Annotated in this window: 12 protein-coding genes and 6 pseudogenes; 4 read left to right on the top strand and 14 right to left on the bottom strand. The window is 39.9% G+C overall.

Translation table 11 applies throughout. From position 1 onward, the window contains the following. Positions 1 to 103 precede the first annotated feature (103 nt). The 4 genes and pseudogenes from RGF10_RS04495 to RGF10_RS04480 form a co-directional block, all read right to left on the bottom strand. On the bottom strand, positions 104 to 490 hold the full coding sequence (locus RGF10_RS04495) for a hotdog fold thioesterase (RefSeq protein ID WP_318507661.1): 387 nt from the start codon (positions 488 to 490) through the stop codon (positions 104 to 106). A gap of 42 nt (positions 491 to 532) precedes the next feature. After that, positions 533 to 1,156, bottom strand: a complete 624-nt coding sequence (locus RGF10_RS04490; protein ID WP_318507659.1) for a DedA family protein — start codon at positions 1,154 to 1,156, stop codon at positions 533 to 535. 250 nt (positions 1,157 to 1,406) lie between these two features. Then, positions 1,407 to 1,658, bottom strand: coding sequence for a hypothetical protein (locus RGF10_RS04485; protein WP_318507657.1), 252 nt, complete (start codon positions 1,656 to 1,658; stop codon positions 1,407 to 1,409). 125 nt (positions 1,659 to 1,783) lie between these two features. Beyond that, a pseudogene (locus RGF10_RS04480) lies at positions 1,784 to 3,288 on the bottom strand (leucyl aminopeptidase). Positions 3,289 to 3,505: 217 nt separating this feature from the next. Here RGF10_RS04480 and RGF10_RS04475 point away from each other — a divergent pair. After that, positions 3,506 to 3,979: a divergent PAP2 family protein gene (locus tag RGF10_RS04475; RefSeq protein WP_318507655.1), complete on the top strand. Its 474-nt coding sequence runs from the start codon at positions 3,506 to 3,508 to the stop codon at positions 3,977 to 3,979. A 60-nt stretch (positions 3,980 to 4,039) separates the two neighbouring features. Here the strand turns inward: RGF10_RS04475 and RGF10_RS04470 are convergent. The 3 genes and pseudogenes from RGF10_RS04470 to RGF10_RS04460 all read right to left on the bottom strand — a co-directional run bounded on the left by RGF10_RS04470 (position 4,040) and on the right by RGF10_RS04460 (position 6,939). After that, positions 4,040 to 4,745: pseudogene (locus RGF10_RS04470) on the bottom strand (3D domain-containing protein). Between the two features lie 277 nt (positions 4,746 to 5,022). Further along, a complete protein-coding gene (locus tag RGF10_RS04465) occupies positions 5,023 to 5,346 on the bottom strand; it encodes a YuiB family protein (RefSeq protein WP_318507653.1) in 324 nt (107 codons plus the stop codon). 424 nt (positions 5,347 to 5,770) lie between these two features. Continuing rightward, positions 5,771 to 6,939: pseudogene (locus RGF10_RS04460) on the bottom strand (NAD(P)/FAD-dependent oxidoreductase). A 367-nt stretch (positions 6,940 to 7,306) separates the two neighbouring features. On the opposite strand from RGF10_RS04460, the gene RGF10_RS04455 reads away from it, so the two are divergent. Beyond that, positions 7,307 to 8,302 carry an NAD(P)/FAD-dependent oxidoreductase gene (locus RGF10_RS04455; RefSeq protein WP_318507651.1) on the top strand — a complete coding sequence of 332 codons (996 nt, stop codon included), beginning with the start codon at positions 7,307 to 7,309 and terminating at the stop codon, positions 8,300 to 8,302. 328 nt (positions 8,303 to 8,630) lie between these two features. On the opposite strand, the gene RGF10_RS04450 is transcribed toward RGF10_RS04455, so the two are convergent. Together RGF10_RS04450 and RGF10_RS04445 are read right to left on the bottom strand one after the other, a co-directional pair. Next, a complete protein-coding gene (locus RGF10_RS04450) occupies positions 8,631 to 8,993 on the bottom strand; it encodes a HesB/IscA family protein (protein ID WP_318507649.1) in 363 nt (120 codons plus the stop codon). Between the two features lie 359 nt (positions 8,994 to 9,352). Beyond that, entirely contained in the window at positions 9,353 to 9,589 is a 237-nt protein-coding gene (locus RGF10_RS04445; protein ID WP_318509329.1) for a YuzB family protein, read from the bottom strand. 335 nt (positions 9,590 to 9,924) lie between these two features. Between RGF10_RS04445 and RGF10_RS04440 the strand changes: the two are divergent. Next, positions 9,925 to 10,993 (top strand): annotated as a pseudogene (locus RGF10_RS04440) (NAD(P)/FAD-dependent oxidoreductase). 99 nt (positions 10,994 to 11,092) lie between these two features. Here RGF10_RS04440 and RGF10_RS04435 read toward each other — a convergent pair. After that, positions 11,093 to 11,422, bottom strand: a complete 330-nt coding sequence (locus RGF10_RS04435; protein WP_318507648.1) for a DUF1462 family protein — start codon at positions 11,420 to 11,422, stop codon at positions 11,093 to 11,095. A 152-nt stretch (positions 11,423 to 11,574) separates the two neighbouring features. Between RGF10_RS04435 and RGF10_RS04430 the strand changes: the two are divergent. Then, positions 11,575 to 11,796, top strand: a pseudogene (locus RGF10_RS04430) (NifU family protein); the annotation flags it as partial. Between the two features lie 46 nt (positions 11,797 to 11,842). Here the strand turns inward: RGF10_RS04430 and thrB are convergent. The 4 genes and pseudogenes from thrB to RGF10_RS04410 form a co-directional block, all read right to left on the bottom strand. Continuing rightward, a complete protein-coding gene (gene thrB / locus RGF10_RS04425; RefSeq protein ID WP_318507646.1) occupies positions 11,843 to 12,766 on the bottom strand; it encodes a homoserine kinase in 924 nt (307 codons plus the stop codon). Then, positions 12,763 to 13,825: pseudogene (gene thrC / locus RGF10_RS04420) on the bottom strand (threonine synthase). Before thrC ends, thrB begins: the two are co-directional and overlap by 4 nt. Next, positions 13,822 to 15,120 carry a homoserine dehydrogenase gene (locus RGF10_RS04415; protein ID WP_318507645.1) on the bottom strand — a complete coding sequence of 433 codons (1,299 nt, stop codon included), beginning with the start codon at positions 15,118 to 15,120 and terminating at the stop codon, positions 13,822 to 13,824. Before RGF10_RS04415 ends, thrC begins: the two are co-directional and overlap by 4 nt. Positions 15,121 to 15,289: 169 nt before the next feature. Then, entirely contained in the window at positions 15,290 to 16,279 is a 990-nt protein-coding gene (locus RGF10_RS04410; protein ID WP_318507643.1) for a 2-hydroxyacid dehydrogenase, read from the bottom strand. Positions 16,280 to 16,320: the final 41 nt, after the last annotated feature.

The following is a 16,320-nucleotide window of genomic DNA, read 5'->3' as shown; positions in this document are numbered from 1 at the left end:
ATATTTAATTTTATTATAACATGAACTTCGGAAATTTTTTAAATTTTTCTATAATGACTCCAAACAAAAAATGCCACCATCAAATTGTACGGCGGCAGTCTCTTTATTTTTTTAATTTAATTATGGCAATAGTGCAACGTGAAATACAGATTGTTTGTCCAATTTCATCGGTAATTTTTATATCCCAAACCATTGTTGTTTTGCCTTGATGTAATAGCGTCCCAACAGCTGTAACCATTCCATCCCTTTTTCCTTTGATATGGTTTGCATTAATTTCAAGACCCACTACCGCTTCAGCTTCTTGATCGACTAGCTTGTAAGCACCAATACTCGCAACTGTCTCAGCCAACGCAACGGATGCGCCTCCATGCAAGAAACCCATTGGTTGTCTTGTTCGTTCATCAACCGGCATGGTTGCCGTAACAGTGCCTTGACCAAGGTTTGTAATTTTAATACCTAGTGCACCAATCAGTGTCTCATTTAAGTCCATTGTCTTAACCCCTTTTTCAACTTTCGTTTTTACACTTCTTTACTATGCGTGAGGTCCATGACCTCTGATTGCATTGATTTTTTTATGACGTAATCGCTGGATTAGCTTAGCAATAATTAGAATAACAACGACGGACACGATTCCAAACAACAGTTCATTTCCATAGATAAGGATTGTTTCCATCTTATCATTAAACCAATATCCAATTGAGAACATAATAGCCAACCACATGAGCGCTCCACTATACGAAAAAATCACAAACGATTTGAAAGAGTAACGGCCAACTCCATATAAAAATGGTACAAAATTTCGAAAACCAGGCAGGAAATAGCTAAGTGAAAGTGAAAAAGCATGGTAGCGTTCAATTAGCCTAAAAGAAGAATCGATTTTCTTGGAAAACCTTTTCCTTTTTTCAAAAAAATGTAAGAACGGGCGTCCGACAAATCGTCCCAGAACGTAACAAGTGGTTAATGCAGATATGATCCCGATATAAGTTACGGCAAAGGCGATAACAGGATGGAGCACCCTTTCAAATGAAAGAAAGCCAATCGTCATCACAATTACTTCGTTTGGCACAGGAATTCCGAAAATACCAAGCCATAACCATAAGAAAAGACCAAGATACCCATAATTCTCAGTCACTTTTAATATTAAATCCATATCCATCGTCATTCCTCCTATGCGAGCTCATTGAGCTGGAGGTTGTTTAGGTAAAAGGTCTGCTAAAAACATTGATTTACCTTTATATCCCTATTTTCAGTTATTTCACCAGAAATAACAAGAAATAATATGTTAAGAAATCCTTAAGAAACAATGAACAAAATCACTTGAATAGAGTCATCCAAAAGAAATAAAAGGCTGACTCTTAGATTAGTTAACCTACAGAACCAGCCTGTTCATTTTTATATGCCTTTAATTAATAAGGGTAATACGGTGGGTAATAATATGGCGGGTAATACGGTGGATAGTACGGATATGGGTAGTATGGGCGCGGATATAGCAGTGTACTGCCTAATAATCCACCTAACACACCTCCAAGAAATGGACCACCATAGCCAAAGCCTGGTCTGCCATAGCCAAATCCAGGTCTTCCAAAACCAAACCCGGGTCTACCGAAGCCAAATCCGGGTCTTCCAAAACCACCATACGGACGACGAACATCTTCCATTCTGTCTACCTCCTTTTCTTTCTACTCTCTACCTACACTATTTAATATGCAGAAAGGAGGTAATTGGAATGGGCAAAAGCCATGATAGTGAATACGTCTATCCAATACTTTTTAAATGGCCATCCTTACTTTAACGGCTCGAATCGTTCAACTAGTAGGGCAAGCGTTCGGACCATCACACCTGTGGCTCCCGCTGGACCAAGATCATAGTCCTTGTTTGTCGTAGCAGTGCCGGCAATATCGAGATGAACCCATGGAGTATTCTCTGCGAATTCACCTATAAATGCTCCCCCCATAATCATATGCCCTTCACGCCCTGGTGAATTGTTTAAATCAGCAATCTTGCTACTACGAATTCTTTCTTTATCTTTAGGGAATATTGGCAACCTCCACATTTGTTCCCCTGCTTCATTAGATGCCTCTAAAACCTGTTCAAAAAAGCGTTCATTGTTGGTTAATGCTCCGGTTGTGTCATTCCCGAGTGCAATGATGACACCACCTGTTAACGTTGCAACATCAACTAGATAATTTGCGCCATGATGCAAGGCATACGTTACGGCATCCGCTAGGACAAGTCTGCCCTCTGCATCTGTATTTAGCACTTCAATTGTTTTTCCACTCATTGAAGTAATGACATCATCCGGCTTTAGTGCTGCCCCGCTTATCATGTTATCGGTAGATGGAATAACGGCGACTACATTTTGCTCTGGCTTCAATTCACCGATGATCTCCATTGCCCCCAAAACAGCTGCTGCACCGCCCATATCTGTTTTCATCCCAACAATTCCATCCTTGGATTTGATGGAATAACCGCCTGTATCAAAGGTAATCCCTTTACCAACTAGACCAATTACTTCAGTCCATTCCTCTTTTCCCTGATATTTGAGGATAATCATTTTTGGTGGCTCAACAGATCCTTGATTAACCGCAAGCAACGCGCCCATACCGAGACATTCCATCTCTTTTTTTCTAAAATTTCATATTCAAAACCGTATTTTTCAGCTAGCTCCTTCGCGTAATTCGCGATATCTGTCGCCGTTAACATGTTGCCAGGCAAATTCACGAGCGTCCGTGCAGAATTGGTTGCCTGACCAAAGGTGTAACCGACCTGTAACGCTGCATTAATTTCATCTGCATCGTTTAGCTCAGAATAAACCGTGATCAGACTAATTTTCTTTTCAGGCTCATTTGACTTTTGCTTATAGCCTTCAAATTTGTAGGTTGATAACTGAAAGGCTTCACCCAGTGCATGAGCCATATCAAGAACATCCAATTCCCCTCTTACAAATGAATCAAGCGCCACGGCCACCTCAGTCATTTTCATTTTTTGAAGCTCCTTAAAGGCGTATCCTACCGTCTCGCGTACTGCCTCAAAGCTAGCTTCCTTTTCCTTACCTAATCCAACAAAAATCAGTTTTTTTATGTTAAATTTCCCAAGCGTATGTATGACCGTTACTTCTTTTTTCTTTCCTGATATATCATTATTTTTGAACAACTCCGTTAAATTCCCAGCAAATGCCGCATCGACTTCTGCTAAAAATCCTTCAAGCTTAGCAGGACGATCATATACCCCAATCATCATTCCTTCATGAAAATCTGATAAGTCCCATCTATCCTTTAATTGAAACATCCAAAACACCTCCATATCATATATCTACATTATAACGGATACTTAAATTGATATGGGATTTAAACACATATCCCGATTTATTGGAAGCCATAACAAAAAACCAGTAAACCTAATGTTTATAAATGGCATAAATTACTAAACTTGTGGATAATAGAAATATATAATGTGTGCATTACACGTACTCCGCAAATGGATACAATACTAAGGAGGTATCCCAATGGAAATGCTCTCAAATTTCCCATTTTGGTCTGCGATCGCCTCAATCTTTTTTGCTCAGTTTGTCAAGGTTCCGATTCAATTTTTAGCAACCAGGCACATCAACTGGTCTTTATTAACGAGTACAGGCGGAATGCCGAGCTCACATTCTGCAGCCGTGACAGCCCTATCTACCGGTGTAGCTTTAGAAGCAGGATTGAATTCTCCTGTATTTGCCGTATCGGCTTTGTTTGCGATAATTACGATGTTTGATGCGACAGGTGTGCGGAGACAAGCTGGAGAGCAAGCAATTGTTTTAAACCAGCTAGTTGCCGATTTTCATAAAATTATTTTTGAAGCAAAAAACTGGACAGGCAAGCCCGAGATAGAGAAACGGAAAGAATTAAAAGAATTACTGGGACACAAACCCATTGAAGTATTTTTTGGTGGCCTAACTGGAATTGCACTAACCTTGTTGTTATATTTTTTAATTTGATCTTTTTTACTTAATAAAACTCAGAAAAGAAGGCAGATACACTTGTACCCGCCTTCTTTTCTATTTCCGCTCTGTTCGAATGTATTGTTGACGAAACACTTGCATCGATTCATTTTCATTTAGCTCTTTTAGCTTATTTTCGGAAAGTGTTCCTGCTCCCATTTCAATAATATACACATCGAGGGTTCGCTTCCCCCATTCATTGTAAACCTCATCTACTGTATCGTAGTACAAGTCCACTTCATTTCCATTTATCGCCCCACCTTTATCTGCCACGACTCCGTAGCCATATCCAGGGATAAACAAAATCGTGCCAATTGGGAACACATTTAAATCAGCTGCAACCGTTGAAAACAAATCCCGCTTCACCCGAACACCTGAATAGGTGATGCCAAACTCCGGATGATCAGGATTTTTTCCAGGTTGATTCATATCCAGCCGTATAGCCAGTGGCTACGACGGTTTTTTTGGGATACTTTGTCCAATCAATCGCTTCCTCTAATGATTGTGGGCTAGCGGCTGACACATTTGTTGCTAGTATTTGCGTCATGTATTGCCCGAACGTTTCGACTAATTTCTCTGCCAGTTCCATCGGTATAGATGGTAAACCTGAGTCTGCGATTTCAATTTGTATTCGCTGCTTGACACTTGAGAATAAATCTTCTACTTTTACGCCGGAAATAGACTGATAAGTCGTGAGTAATGCGGCAAAAAACAAACAAGACATGATGAACCGCCTTGTCCATGTTTTAAGTTGTTTTATCATAAAACGAATTCTACCTCCCAACTCTATTCATTCCCACCAAAACGTGAATTATGCATCTTAACGTTTTTTATTTTCTAATAAAAAATTGCATAAAGAAAACTCGCCGGTTGGCGAGCCTGTAGGGCGAAGACAAAGGCGTAGTTGCGCTTATACTTTTTTCCTAAAATTTTCATCTACGTCGAATATACATCTCTGCTGGAAATTTATGCTTTCTTAAAGTATAAAAAAAGCCACAGTAAGGATACTGTGGTAACAATGATATTCTTGCTTAATATAGTTAAAACATAAGATATCCTTTTTTGCGTAGTACCTTAATTGTAAATCCTGCTAAGATTGCCCCAGCTAACCCACTTGATAAAATCATCATATCCGCAGGAGCTAAACTGCTCAAAAGTCCACCTAGTTCACGAAATGACTCTTTACTATTTTGAAAGTATTCAATAAACCGAACCTTATCAACTATGAAAATTGCAATAAATGGATAGACAATTGCCATAATCCATGTCATTTTTAATAGCATATTGAGCAAAAAGCCAATTCCAAAAAACAGCACAAAAAACAAAAGCATTGAAATAATAAGCGTAACGATGGTAAGTTCCATCAAGCTCCCTCCCCCTAACACTTCATTTTAAAGTGTACTGAACTTGTCAGAGGTAGTCAATGGATTCGTCTTTTTTCTCGCCGCTATTTCGACCTTTTTTTCATTTTTCAGTTAATATTTCTGATAGATTCTTCTATTAATAGAAAGGCTGTTAGGACATAATTAAAAAATAAGGCTGTGTTAAAGAACAGTGTTGATTTTTGAGCACTCTGTTGATTGGAGCGAAAGGTACGAGACTCCTGCGGGAGAAGGTGTCACGGGAGACCCCACAGGCGCTAAAGCGCCGAGGAGGCTCCCAGACTCCCCGCGGAAAGGGAGTACCTGTAGCGGAAATCAACAGACAAATTCAACACAGCCAAAGATAAAAAGACAACCCTGCTATTGGATTCGATAGCGATGGATTGTCTTTATATATGATAAGTTATTATAGTACGTTAAATTTACCTTTTTTCATGACGAGTGAAGCGCCACCGATAAGCAATAACGCACGGTTATCAACCATTTTTTTCATGAAAGAAGCTTTCGCTCCAACCACTTTCTTTCCGAATACTAAACCAATTGCATCATCGTGACCAAGGGAACAAACAGCACCTTTATTATCAAACTTAAATGTTTCAAGTTCACCCTTACCTCTGATTAATGCTGTTAGGTTTCTAGCCAAGCATTCCCCTTGCTGCATCGCAATTTGTGCAGTTGGTGGGTATGGACGATTAATATCTTCATTAATCATTAGTGAGCAGTCACCGATTACAAATACATTGTCACTTCCAGGTACTCTTAAATCTGCTTGAATCTTAACACGTCCACGCATTGCTTCAATTCCAGATTTTTCAATGATTGAGTTTCCTCTAACGCCAGCTGCCCAAACAACAGTCCCTGCTTTAATTTCCTCAACCTGATCTTCACCTTTAGCTACAATAATTCCTTCTGGTGTACATTCTTTAATGGCTGTTCCGATGCGGAACTCTACCCCTTTTTCTCTAATTGAGCCACAGCGTAGTTAACTAGCTCAGGATCAAATCCTGGAAGAACCATTGGTGCAGCCTCAACACAAATAAGTCTTACTTTACTTTTATCTACATCGTACTCTCTGCATAATTCTGGAATACGATTTCCCATTTCACCAAGGAATTCGATACCAGTGAAACCAGCACCACCAACAACGATCGTTAGTCGATCATCCTTCTTTTCCTCTTCATTTTGGTAAGTTGCAAATTGTAGTTCGATGTGTTCGCGAATTTGTCGAGCTGCATTTACGTTTACAATAGAGAAAGCATACTCTTTCAAGCCTTTGATACCAAATGTTTCAGATTCCCCGCCAAGTGCGATAACTAGATAATCATAATTTAGTTCACCGTTCTCCAAAATCACTTTCTTTTCAGCGGTCTTAATTTCAATCGCACAATCTTGAACAAATTCTACTTTGCTACGATCAATAACATTACTGATTGGATAGCGAACACGGTCATGATGAAGCGTTCCCGCTGATGCCTCGTGAAGCCAAGTTGTTTCATAGTGGTAATCATTTTTATTTACCAATGTGATATCAGCTTCATTTACACCTACCATTTTTTGCAATCTTGTAACAGTCATTAGGCCGCCATAGCCAGCCCCTAAAACAACTATTTTCGGCTTACTCAAAGTAATCCATCCACCTTTTTTCTTATTTTTAAAAATCCATTCTTTTTATCTGTTGGATGCTGATTATTTCTATATCCTAGAGAAGTTTGTGAGATACTTCACTTTCATAGACAAAAAATCGTTAAAAAATCGTCACAAAAAATTAACATAATTCCAAGATTATAATATTCCATTTACAATTCATTTTCAAGCACGAAAAGCCTACTTTGTTAAATTTTCAATTTTCTAATAATATTTACCCCTATTCTTAGAGCAATTTAAACAATTTATGGTATTATAAATTAAATAAATGCAAGCACATTTGTTGGGGGGTTATCGCGTGAAGGAAGATCAGCAAGTTTATGACATTACCATCATTGGCGGGGGTCCAATTGGATTGTTCACCGCTTTCTATGGTGGAATGAGACAGGCAAGTGTGAAGGTTATTGAAAGCTTACCACAACTTGGCGGTCAATTAGCCGCGCTTTATCCCGAAAAATACATATATGATGTAGCAGGCTTTCCTAAGGTTCGGGCACAAGAGCTTGTAAACAACCTAAAAGAGCAAATAACTAAATTTAAGCCAACTGTTGTACTTGAGCAAGCCGTTGAAAAAGTAGAAAAACAAGAAAATGGCACGTTTAAATTAACAACCGACAAAGAAGTGCATTTTACAAAAACTGTCATTATTACAGCTGGGAACGGCGCCTTCCAGCCACGTCGCTTAGAATTAGAAAGTGCGGCTCAATATGAAGCCAAAAATCTTCATTATTTTATTGATGATCTTAACCAATTCGCAGGTAAAAAGGTCGTAGTATTTGGTGGGGGCGACTCTGCAGTCGACTGGACCCTAATGTTAGAGCCAATTGCAGAGAAAGTAACCATCATTCATCGTCGCGATAAATTCAGAGCACACGAGCATAGTGTTGAAAACCTTCAAAACTCAAATACTGATGTTAAAACTCCTTTTGTTCCGGCAGATTTAATCGGAAATGAGGCCGGTATTAAGCAAGTCGTAATAAAAAATGTAAATGATGAGAAATTGGAAAATATTGATGTCGATGCCGTAATTGTCAACTACGGTTTTGTCTCTTCTTTAGGTCCAATTAAAGAATGGGGACTTAAAATTGAAAAAAACTCGATTGTCGTAAACTCTAAAATGGAAACAAACATCCCTGGCATTTTTGCAGCTGGCGATATTTGTACTTATGATGGAAAAGTTAAGCTGATTGCCTGTGGTTTTGGCGAGGCACCAATCGCGGTAAGCATGGCAAAACATTACATTGATCCAAAATCAAAAATCCAACCAATGCACAGTTCTTCAATGTTTAAATAAAGAAGAAAAGCGGAAGGCGCTTAGCCTTAGGCGACAAGCACAAGACGAGCCGGCCGAAAGGTTGTTCTTTGACCTTTTGGACGGATTGTTCGAAAGGCGGAGGCGGCTTGCACAGGGGCGACAGGCATAAGACGAGCCAGTCGGAAGGTTGCTTTTTGACCTTCTGGCTGGATTGGCTTATGACCCCGAGCCCCTAGCCGCTGCAGCTAGACAGACTTGTGACCTCGAGCCGATGGCGCCTGGAGCTAGACCACCCATCAAAATTTTATACTTTCTTTACTTTTAAAAAAGAAAAGCAAAGTGGAAAATTCCACTTTGCTTTTTTATATTAACACTCTTCAGGTTTACCTTCGTTTGTTGCTGTACGGAACGATGATCCACATCCGCAAGATGCAATGGCATTTGGGTTATCGATCGTGAAGCCGCCACCCATCATTGATTCTTTAAAATCAATCACTGTGCCTTTGAGAATAGGCTCGCTTTCTGCATCAATGAGAACAGTGATGCCATGTTGTTCCAGCTTCGTATCTGTATCGCTTATTTCATGATCAAATCCCATTCCATAAGAAAGACCGCTACAGCCTCCGCCTTGAACTCCAACACGTAAAAACGCTCCGTCCTCATCATTTTGTTTCATCATATCTTTAATTTGAAGTGCTGCTGCTTCAGTAATGGTGATAATTTGTTCCATCCTTTTCACACCTTTCTCGGAACACTTTTATTAACAGTATATACACTAACAATAGATGACTCAACTAATGTGATTGCCTAATTTTTTCAAACCGCCTTCACTTTTCGTTTTGTCTAGCTCCAGCGGCTAGCCCCTCGAGGTCACAAGCCAATCTGTCCAAAAGGTCAAATTACGACCTTTCAGCCAGCTTTTCTTGTGCTTGTCGGGGCTGAGCAAGCCGCTTCCGCTTTTCGTTTTGTCTAGCTCCAGCGGCTAGCCTCTCGAGGTCACGAGCCAATCTGTCCAAAAGGTCAAATTACGACCTTTCAGCCAGCTTTTCTTGTGCTTGTCGGGGCTGAGCAAGCCGCTTCCGCTTTTCGTTAAAACATCGGGTTTTCTTCAATGAATTGATATATTTTTTCAACCAGTTCGTCTGGTGTAGATCCCTTAATAATTTCACCATTCACTACTGCAAATAATGTCGATTCACAAATACCACAATAGCTCATACAGCCATACTCTATAACATCTAAATTCGGGTCTCTTTGAAGAGCCTCGAATGCTACTTGAGATCCTTTTACTAAATTACCAATACAAAATTCGACCATTGGCTTAATCAAGTCACTCACCTCTCTCTACTAATTTCATATGCTACTCTTCTTGATATTAAACGTCAATTCCTTTAATCAAAAGATTTGGTACGTTTTCGTTTGGAAATTGTTGAGATTTTGTGACAACTTCGTTATACTGAAAAGTGTTTATAATTGTCGAATTATACAAGTTTCTTGTATTAGCAACTAGTTAGCATTTTCACTGTTTTTATGTGATTAAAAAACTTCTCATCTATAGAGTTCAATCATCAAAGTTTACTTATTTTGATTTTAATAGAGATACATAGAGAAAGCAGTTCATGGAAGCTGCTATATATTTTGGGGAAAAGGGGAAAAAATGCATGAAAAATCTTGTTATTCTTGGTGGCGGATATGGCGGAATGCGCATATTGCAACGTCTGTTACCAAACCAGCTTCCAGGATGATGTTTCCATTACACTTGTAGACAGAAGTCCTTACCATTGTTTAAAAACGGAATTTTACGCTTTAGCAGCAGGTACCATTTCCGATCAGCATGTACGCGTTCCATTTCCTTCCCATCCTAGAGTTCAACTTCAATATGGAGAAATCACCTCCATTAATCTCGATGAAAAAACCATTTCTTTAGAGGAACAAGCTTCCATTAGCTTCGACGACTTGATTATCGGTCTTGGCTGTGAGGATAAATACCATAATGTTCCTGGTGCTGATCAATTTACTTACAGCATTCAAACAATTGAAAAAGCACGAAATACTTACCAAGCCCTCAACAACCTTGCACCGGGTTCAGTAGTAGCCATTGTTGGAGCAGGACTAAGTGGAGTAGAACTTGCGAGTGAATTAAATGAAAGCAGGAAAGATTTAAAAATAAAGCTATTCGATCGTGGTAATTTTATTCTATCTGCTTTCCCTGAGAAATTGAGCACGTATGTTGAAAACTGGTTCGATACAAATGGCGTTGACATCATTAATAATGCCAATATTACACGAGTCGAAGAAAACGTCCTCTACAACCATGATGCACCAATGGATTTTGATGCGATTGTTTGGACAGCAGGTATTCAGCCTGTTAAAGTAGTTCGAGACCTAGATGTTGACAAAGATAATCAGGGCCGCGTTATTTTGACGCCGCAGCACAACATCCCTAATAATGAACATGTTTATGTTTTGGGCGATTGTGCCAGCCTGCCTCATGCTCCAAGTGCACAGCTCGCAGAGGGACAGGCTGAACAAATTGTTCAAGTATTAGTGAATCGCTGGAATGGCGAGGAGCCGCCTGAATCCTTCCCGCAAATTAAATTAAAGGGTGTTCTAGGCTCGCTTGGTAAAAAGCACGGCTTCGGAATGCTTGTTGATCGACCGATTACGGGGAGAGTTGCGCGACTGTTAAAATCAGGAATTTTATGGGTTTATAAGTATCATAATGGATGATGATATGTAGAAGAAGATTCGCTTGGGAAGTAATCTCCCAAGCGTTTTTTTGTGTAATAGAAGTTGTTCGGTTAGCTATTTCCGATTCAAGCGATTCCTTTATTCCGCCTTATACCCATTATTCTCCATTTCCGCAAAGATCACTTTTAGCCTTGGGCTGCCTTCACCAACGATGTTTCCGTTGATCACAACAACAGGATAAAATAAATCCTCGTCGATGACCTTCTGTGCAAAATCCATCTTTACCCGATCTCCACTTGGTGGATTAAAAATATCCACATAGGAGAGTTCAAAATGCTGATTAGGAAATTTTCGGCTGATAGCAGCCTCTAACCATTCTATCGTTTCCTTTGATGAAGGGACCGAAACACAACTGGAACAAACCTGCTCAGCCCCGTATACAATTATTTCCAAACCTTCTCTATCCATCCCACCCCTCCTTTTTTATAAATTATCTATAATAATATTCTAATATTATTCACCTTTTTATGTTAGTTTTACGGTTTCGGGAATAGATTTTTATGGTTGTTCTGATTATAATAAGATTAAGGAAAGGAGTAGATTGAATGTCTGAGCAAGATATGTTAGTACAAGTTCAAGAAGTATTAGATAAATTACGTCCATTTCTTTTACGTGATGGCGGTGACTGCGAACTAGTGGATGTTGAAGATGGCGTTGTAAAATTACGCTTATTAGGTGCTTGTGGCAGCTGCCCAAGCTCTACTATCACACTTAAAGCTGGTATCGAGCGCGCTTTATTAGAAGAAGTACCGGGCGTTGTGGAAGTCGAACAAGTATTTTAATTTCAAAAAACAGGGCTGAATTCTTCAAGGAATTCAGCCCTGTTTTTTATTTTCCACATTTTTCAAATTTGCATTCACTGACAATTGAACCGTTTTGATCAACTTCCAAAGGCAATATGTCCATTTCTGGAAACTGTTCAATTAACGCTTCTTCTAATGCTCGACCAGCACCTTTTTCAGCAAAACACAGAATAGAAGGACCAGCACCACTTAACGCTGCACCGAATGCACCAGACTTTAAAGCTGTTTCTTCAACCTGTTCAAAATGTGGGACAAGCTTGCGGCGATATGGCTGGTGGTAGCGATCCGCTTTCATCATTTTACCAGCAAGCTCGTAATCCCCTGACAATAGAGAAGAAACAAGTAAGTTCCCGACTGCACCAGAGGCGACTCCTTCTGAAAATGGTACCTGCTCTGGCAGTACGTTACGTGACGCCTTCGTTAACAATTCCTCTTTTGGTACAACCGCCACTAAATCAAGACTAAGATTTCTGAAAACAGCTTTATACACTTCTTCATCTGTTTGGTAGCCAATGAACAAGCCGCCATAAATGGAAGCTCCCACATTATCTGGATGGCCTTCCATCTGAGATGAAATGACAAGTTTTTCATCTTGCGTTAAGTTTAGCTCACACATACAGTCTGCTAATTCAATTCCGGCAACAATTGCCGAAGCACTTGAACCTAATCCTCTTGTCAGAGGGATGTCACTTGATACCTTTATCGTGCAAGGCGGCATTTTTTTGTCATATAAGGACGCTGTCTGAATCGCAGTTTTACAAATAAAATTATTCTCATCTGCTGGGAATTCCGCTAGCTCCGGGCTCTCTGGAATCACTTCCCAAGCCTCGCTCTTCTCTGCCTTAATGGTTAGGTAAAGATTTACAGCTAAGCCGATGGAATCAAATCCAGGTCCTAGATTTGCCGAACTGCCAGGCACTTTGATAACAAACATCCCGTCCTCACTCATTGATGGACAACTCCCTTAATATAGTCCGCAACAGCTTTTTCATCGTTTGGTAACGATACTGGTTTGATTGGACTTGCAGAAATTGCTGTATCTGGGTCTTTTAAGCCGTTTCCAGTAAGGATGGCAACAACCGTCGATCCTTTAGGAATCTCACCTTGCTGTACCTTTTTATAGACACCTGCGATTGAAGCAGCAGAACCAGGCTCCGCAAATACCCCTTCAGTTGCAGCAATTTTACGGTATGCGGCAAGAATTTCTTCATCGGTTACCTCATCGATTAAACCATTTGATTCTTTTCCAGCATTGACCGCTAATTCCCAGCTCGCCGGATTTCCGATTCGGATTGCCGTGGCAATGGTTTCAGGGTTTTCAAATACGCGATTATGAACAATGGCTGCCGCACCAGCCGCTTCAAAGCCAAACATTTTTGGTAGTTTATGACCTTTTTTCTCATGATATTCTTTAAAGCCTTTCCAGTAGGCACTAATATTTCCTGCATTTCCAACTGGAATAGCTAAAATGTCCAGGAGCTTCACCAAGCTGATCACAAATTTCAAATGCCCCTGTTTTTTGTCCTTCAAGTCGATATGGATTAACAGAGTTTACGAGTGCGACTGGCTCTGTTTCACTAATTTTGCGAACCATAGCTAACGCTTGGTCAAAGTTTCCTTCGATTGAAACGATTTCTGCCCCGTACATAACAGCTTGTGCTAGCTTTCCAAGAGCAATTTTTCCTTCAGGAATAACTACAATACATTTCATTCCTGCGCGAGTTGCATAGGCTGCTGCTGCTGCAGATGTATTTCCTGTTGATGCACAAATTACAGTGTCTGCCCCTGCTTCCTTTGCTTTCGCAACAGCAAACACCATTCCGCGATCCTTAAATGATCCAGTTGGGTTTGCCCCCTCAGTTTTTACATATAGGTTAATTCCCAATTCCTCAGAAATCTTCTCAAGCTTAATAAGTGGAGTATTCCCTTCATTAAGCGTTAATGCTGGTGTATTTTCGGTAACGGGTAAAAATTCTTTGTATTCTTCAATTAAGCCTTTCCATCTCATGCTCTTTCGCCTCTTTCCACACGATATGAACTTTTGATTTCCTTCACAGCGTGTAAATCTTTTAATTCATTTAGGATTTCCTCATAGTCTTTTAAACTTGCATGGTGTGTTACAAGAACAATTTCCGCAAGCTCTTTACGCTTTAACGGCATTTGAAGAATCTTCTCAAAGCTAACTCGATGTTTTGAAAAAATTCCAGTAATGTCAGCAAATGCGCCAACTTCATCATATACGTGCAAACGCAAGAAATATTTTGAAAATATTTCGTCTGAGCTTTTTAAATTCTTTGGAAATTGCGGTGTAACTGCACTTCGGCCATTAACACCGAGACGCATATTTTTGACGACACCCACAACGTCAGACACGACTGAAGTGGCAGTTGGCAAGCTACCTGCACCAGGTCCGTAGAACATCGTTTCCCCAACAGCTTCCCCAAAAACATAGACGGCGTTGTACTCGTCATTTACAGATGCAAGCGGGTGTGTATCAGGTAATAATGTTGGCTGAACGCTAACATCTACCTTTTCACCATCACGACGAGCGATCCCAAGTAACTTCATCGTATAGCCTAGCTGCTTAGCATATTTTAAGTCATCCTCTGTAATTTGCGTAATTCCGGTGACTTTTACATCATCAAGATCTACTTTCATCGAAAAGCCTAATGTAGCTAAAATCGTCATTTTGCGGGCAGCGTCTAAGCCTTCTACATCTGAAGTCGGATCGGACTCAGCATATCCTAGTTCCTGTGCTTCCTTTAATACTTCTTGATAGGCAACACCTTGCTTAGTCATTTTGGTTAAAATGAAGTTTGTCGTTCCATTGACGATTCCCATCATTTTGGTAATCCGATCTGAAGCAAGTCCATCTACTAAGCTACGAAGAATTGGAATTCCGCCGGCAACACTTGCTTCATAAAATAAATCACAGCCATTTTCAGCCGCAACTGTATGTAACTCTGTACCGTAAACAGCCATCAAATCTTTATTAGCTGTTACAACATGTTTCTTTTTCCTAAGAGCTTCAAGGAGATATTCTCTTGTTTTTGCGACCCCGCCCATGACTTCAATCACAACGTCAATATCTGGATCATCTAAAATATCGGCTTCATTGGTGGTTAATAATTCTCTGGATACTTCCACTGCTCTTGGCTTATTTATATCATTAACAAGGATTTTTTTCACCTTTATTGGACATCCAACTTGATGCATTAATTTATCTTGATGGTTCTCGATAATCGTAACGACACCAGAACCAACCGTACCTAAACCTAGTAATCCTACTGAGATAGCTTTCATACGATAACCCCCTGCCCTTTGTACTCTTAGAATGAACAACTGTATTTATATAAAAGACATTATATTTCTAGTTTTCAGATTTTACAATAGTTTTTTACCCCCTTTTCGAAGTTAATCGCTTTCATTGAAAAAAACCTGTGAAAATCATTTCCACAGGTTTCACTTTACATTAATGGGTACCTTGTAAATTCCATTGTTTGTTAACTAATGTTTTCGGATTCTCACCTGTTAAGACATTAAGAATGTTTTCTACACACAATTTCATCATGGTTGTTCTTGTTTCAACGCTTGAGCTACCGATATGTGGGAGTGCCACAACATTTGTCAGCTTAAGCAGTGGATGATCGACTGAGATTGGCTCTCTCGTAAACACATCCAGTCCAGCACCAGCGATTGTTCCATTGATAAGAGCATCATAAAGAGCATTCTCATCAACAACGGGGCCTCTTGATGCATTAATAAAAATAGCAGAAGACTTCATTTGTTTAAAGACCTCAGCTGTGAACAGGTTTTTCGTTTCATTCGTTAGCGGTGTTAAGCAAACAATAAAATCAGCGCGAGTAACAAGCTCGTCAAAGGACACATACTGTGCACCAATTGCTTGCTCGACTTCTGGCTTTCGTGAGCGGTTATGATATAAAATCTCCATGTCAAAACCAGTTGCTCGCTTGGCAACTGTTTCACCGATTTTCCCCATTCCAACAATCCCAATTGTCTTATGATGAATGTCATGGCCAGCAAGTAATAACGGACTCCAGCTTTGCCATTTACCATCTTTAACAAATTCAGCTGCTTCAATTAAGCGGCGTGCGGTTGCCATCAATAAACCAAAGGTTAAGTCGGCAGTCGTATCTGTTAGGACTTCAGGTGTATTGCAAATGGCTATTCCTCGGCTCGTCGCTGTATTGATGTCAATATTATCGTAGCCAACTGCAAGGTTTGCAATAACCTTCAATGATTCACCTGCAATGATTACTTCTTCGTCAATTTTATCAGAGAGCATCGTTAGCAAGGCATGTGCCTTTTTGGCTTCTGCTAATAAAACTTCGCGGGGAACAGGGACATCTTCCTTATCCCACATGTTTACGGTAAAGTGTTCTGTTAATTTTAAAATAGCATTTTCGGGTAGTTTTCTTGTAATAAAAATATAAGGTTTCATATTTTACCCCATCTCTGTATATCATGATTACTATATTAATA

It is taken from the genome of Bacillus sp. T3, from assembly GCF_033449965.1.
Lineage (GTDB): Bacteria > Bacillota > Bacilli > Bacillales > Cytobacillaceae > Bacillus_BU.
The sequence above is the reverse complement of the archived record's forward strand: the minus strand, read 5'-3'. Positions and strand labels throughout refer to the sequence as shown.

What these genes read in the sequence shown, in the direction of transcription:
- RGF10_RS04490 (WP_318507659.1), bottom strand. Translation starts at nt 1,156, where the DNA reads ATGGATATGGATTTAATATTAAAAGTGACTGAGAATTATGGGTATCTT.
- RGF10_RS04485 (WP_318507657.1), bottom strand. Translation starts at nt 1,658, where the DNA reads ATGGAAGATGTTCGTCGTCCGTATGGTGGTTTTGGAAGACCCGGATTT.
- RGF10_RS04495 (WP_318507661.1), bottom strand. Translation starts at nt 490, where the DNA reads ATGGACTTAAATGAGACACTGATTGGTGCACTAGGTATTAAAATTACA.
- RGF10_RS04410 (WP_318507643.1), bottom strand. Translation starts at nt 16,279, where the DNA reads ATGAAACCTTATATTTTTATTACAAGAAAACTACCCGAAAATGCTATT.
- RGF10_RS04465 (WP_318507653.1), bottom strand. Translation starts at nt 5,346, where the DNA reads ATGGAACTTACCATCGTTACGCTTATTATTTCAATGCTTTTGTTTTTT.
- thrB (WP_318507646.1), bottom strand. Translation starts at nt 12,766, where the DNA reads ATGAGTGAGGACGGGATGTTTGTTATCAAAGTGCCTGGCAGTTCGGCA.
- RGF10_RS04475 (WP_318507655.1), top strand. Translation starts at nt 3,506, where the DNA reads ATGGAAATGCTCTCAAATTTCCCATTTTGGTCTGCGATCGCCTCAATC.
- RGF10_RS04435 (WP_318507648.1), bottom strand. Translation starts at nt 11,422, where the DNA reads ATGGATAGAGAAGGTTTGGAAATAATTGTATACGGGGCTGAGCAGGTT.
- RGF10_RS04450 (WP_318507649.1), bottom strand. Translation starts at nt 8,993, where the DNA reads ATGGAACAAATTATCACCATTACTGAAGCAGCAGCACTTCAAATTAAA.
- RGF10_RS04415 (WP_318507645.1), bottom strand. Translation starts at nt 15,120, where the DNA reads ATGAAAGCTATCTCAGTAGGATTACTAGGTTTAGGTACGGTTGGTTCT.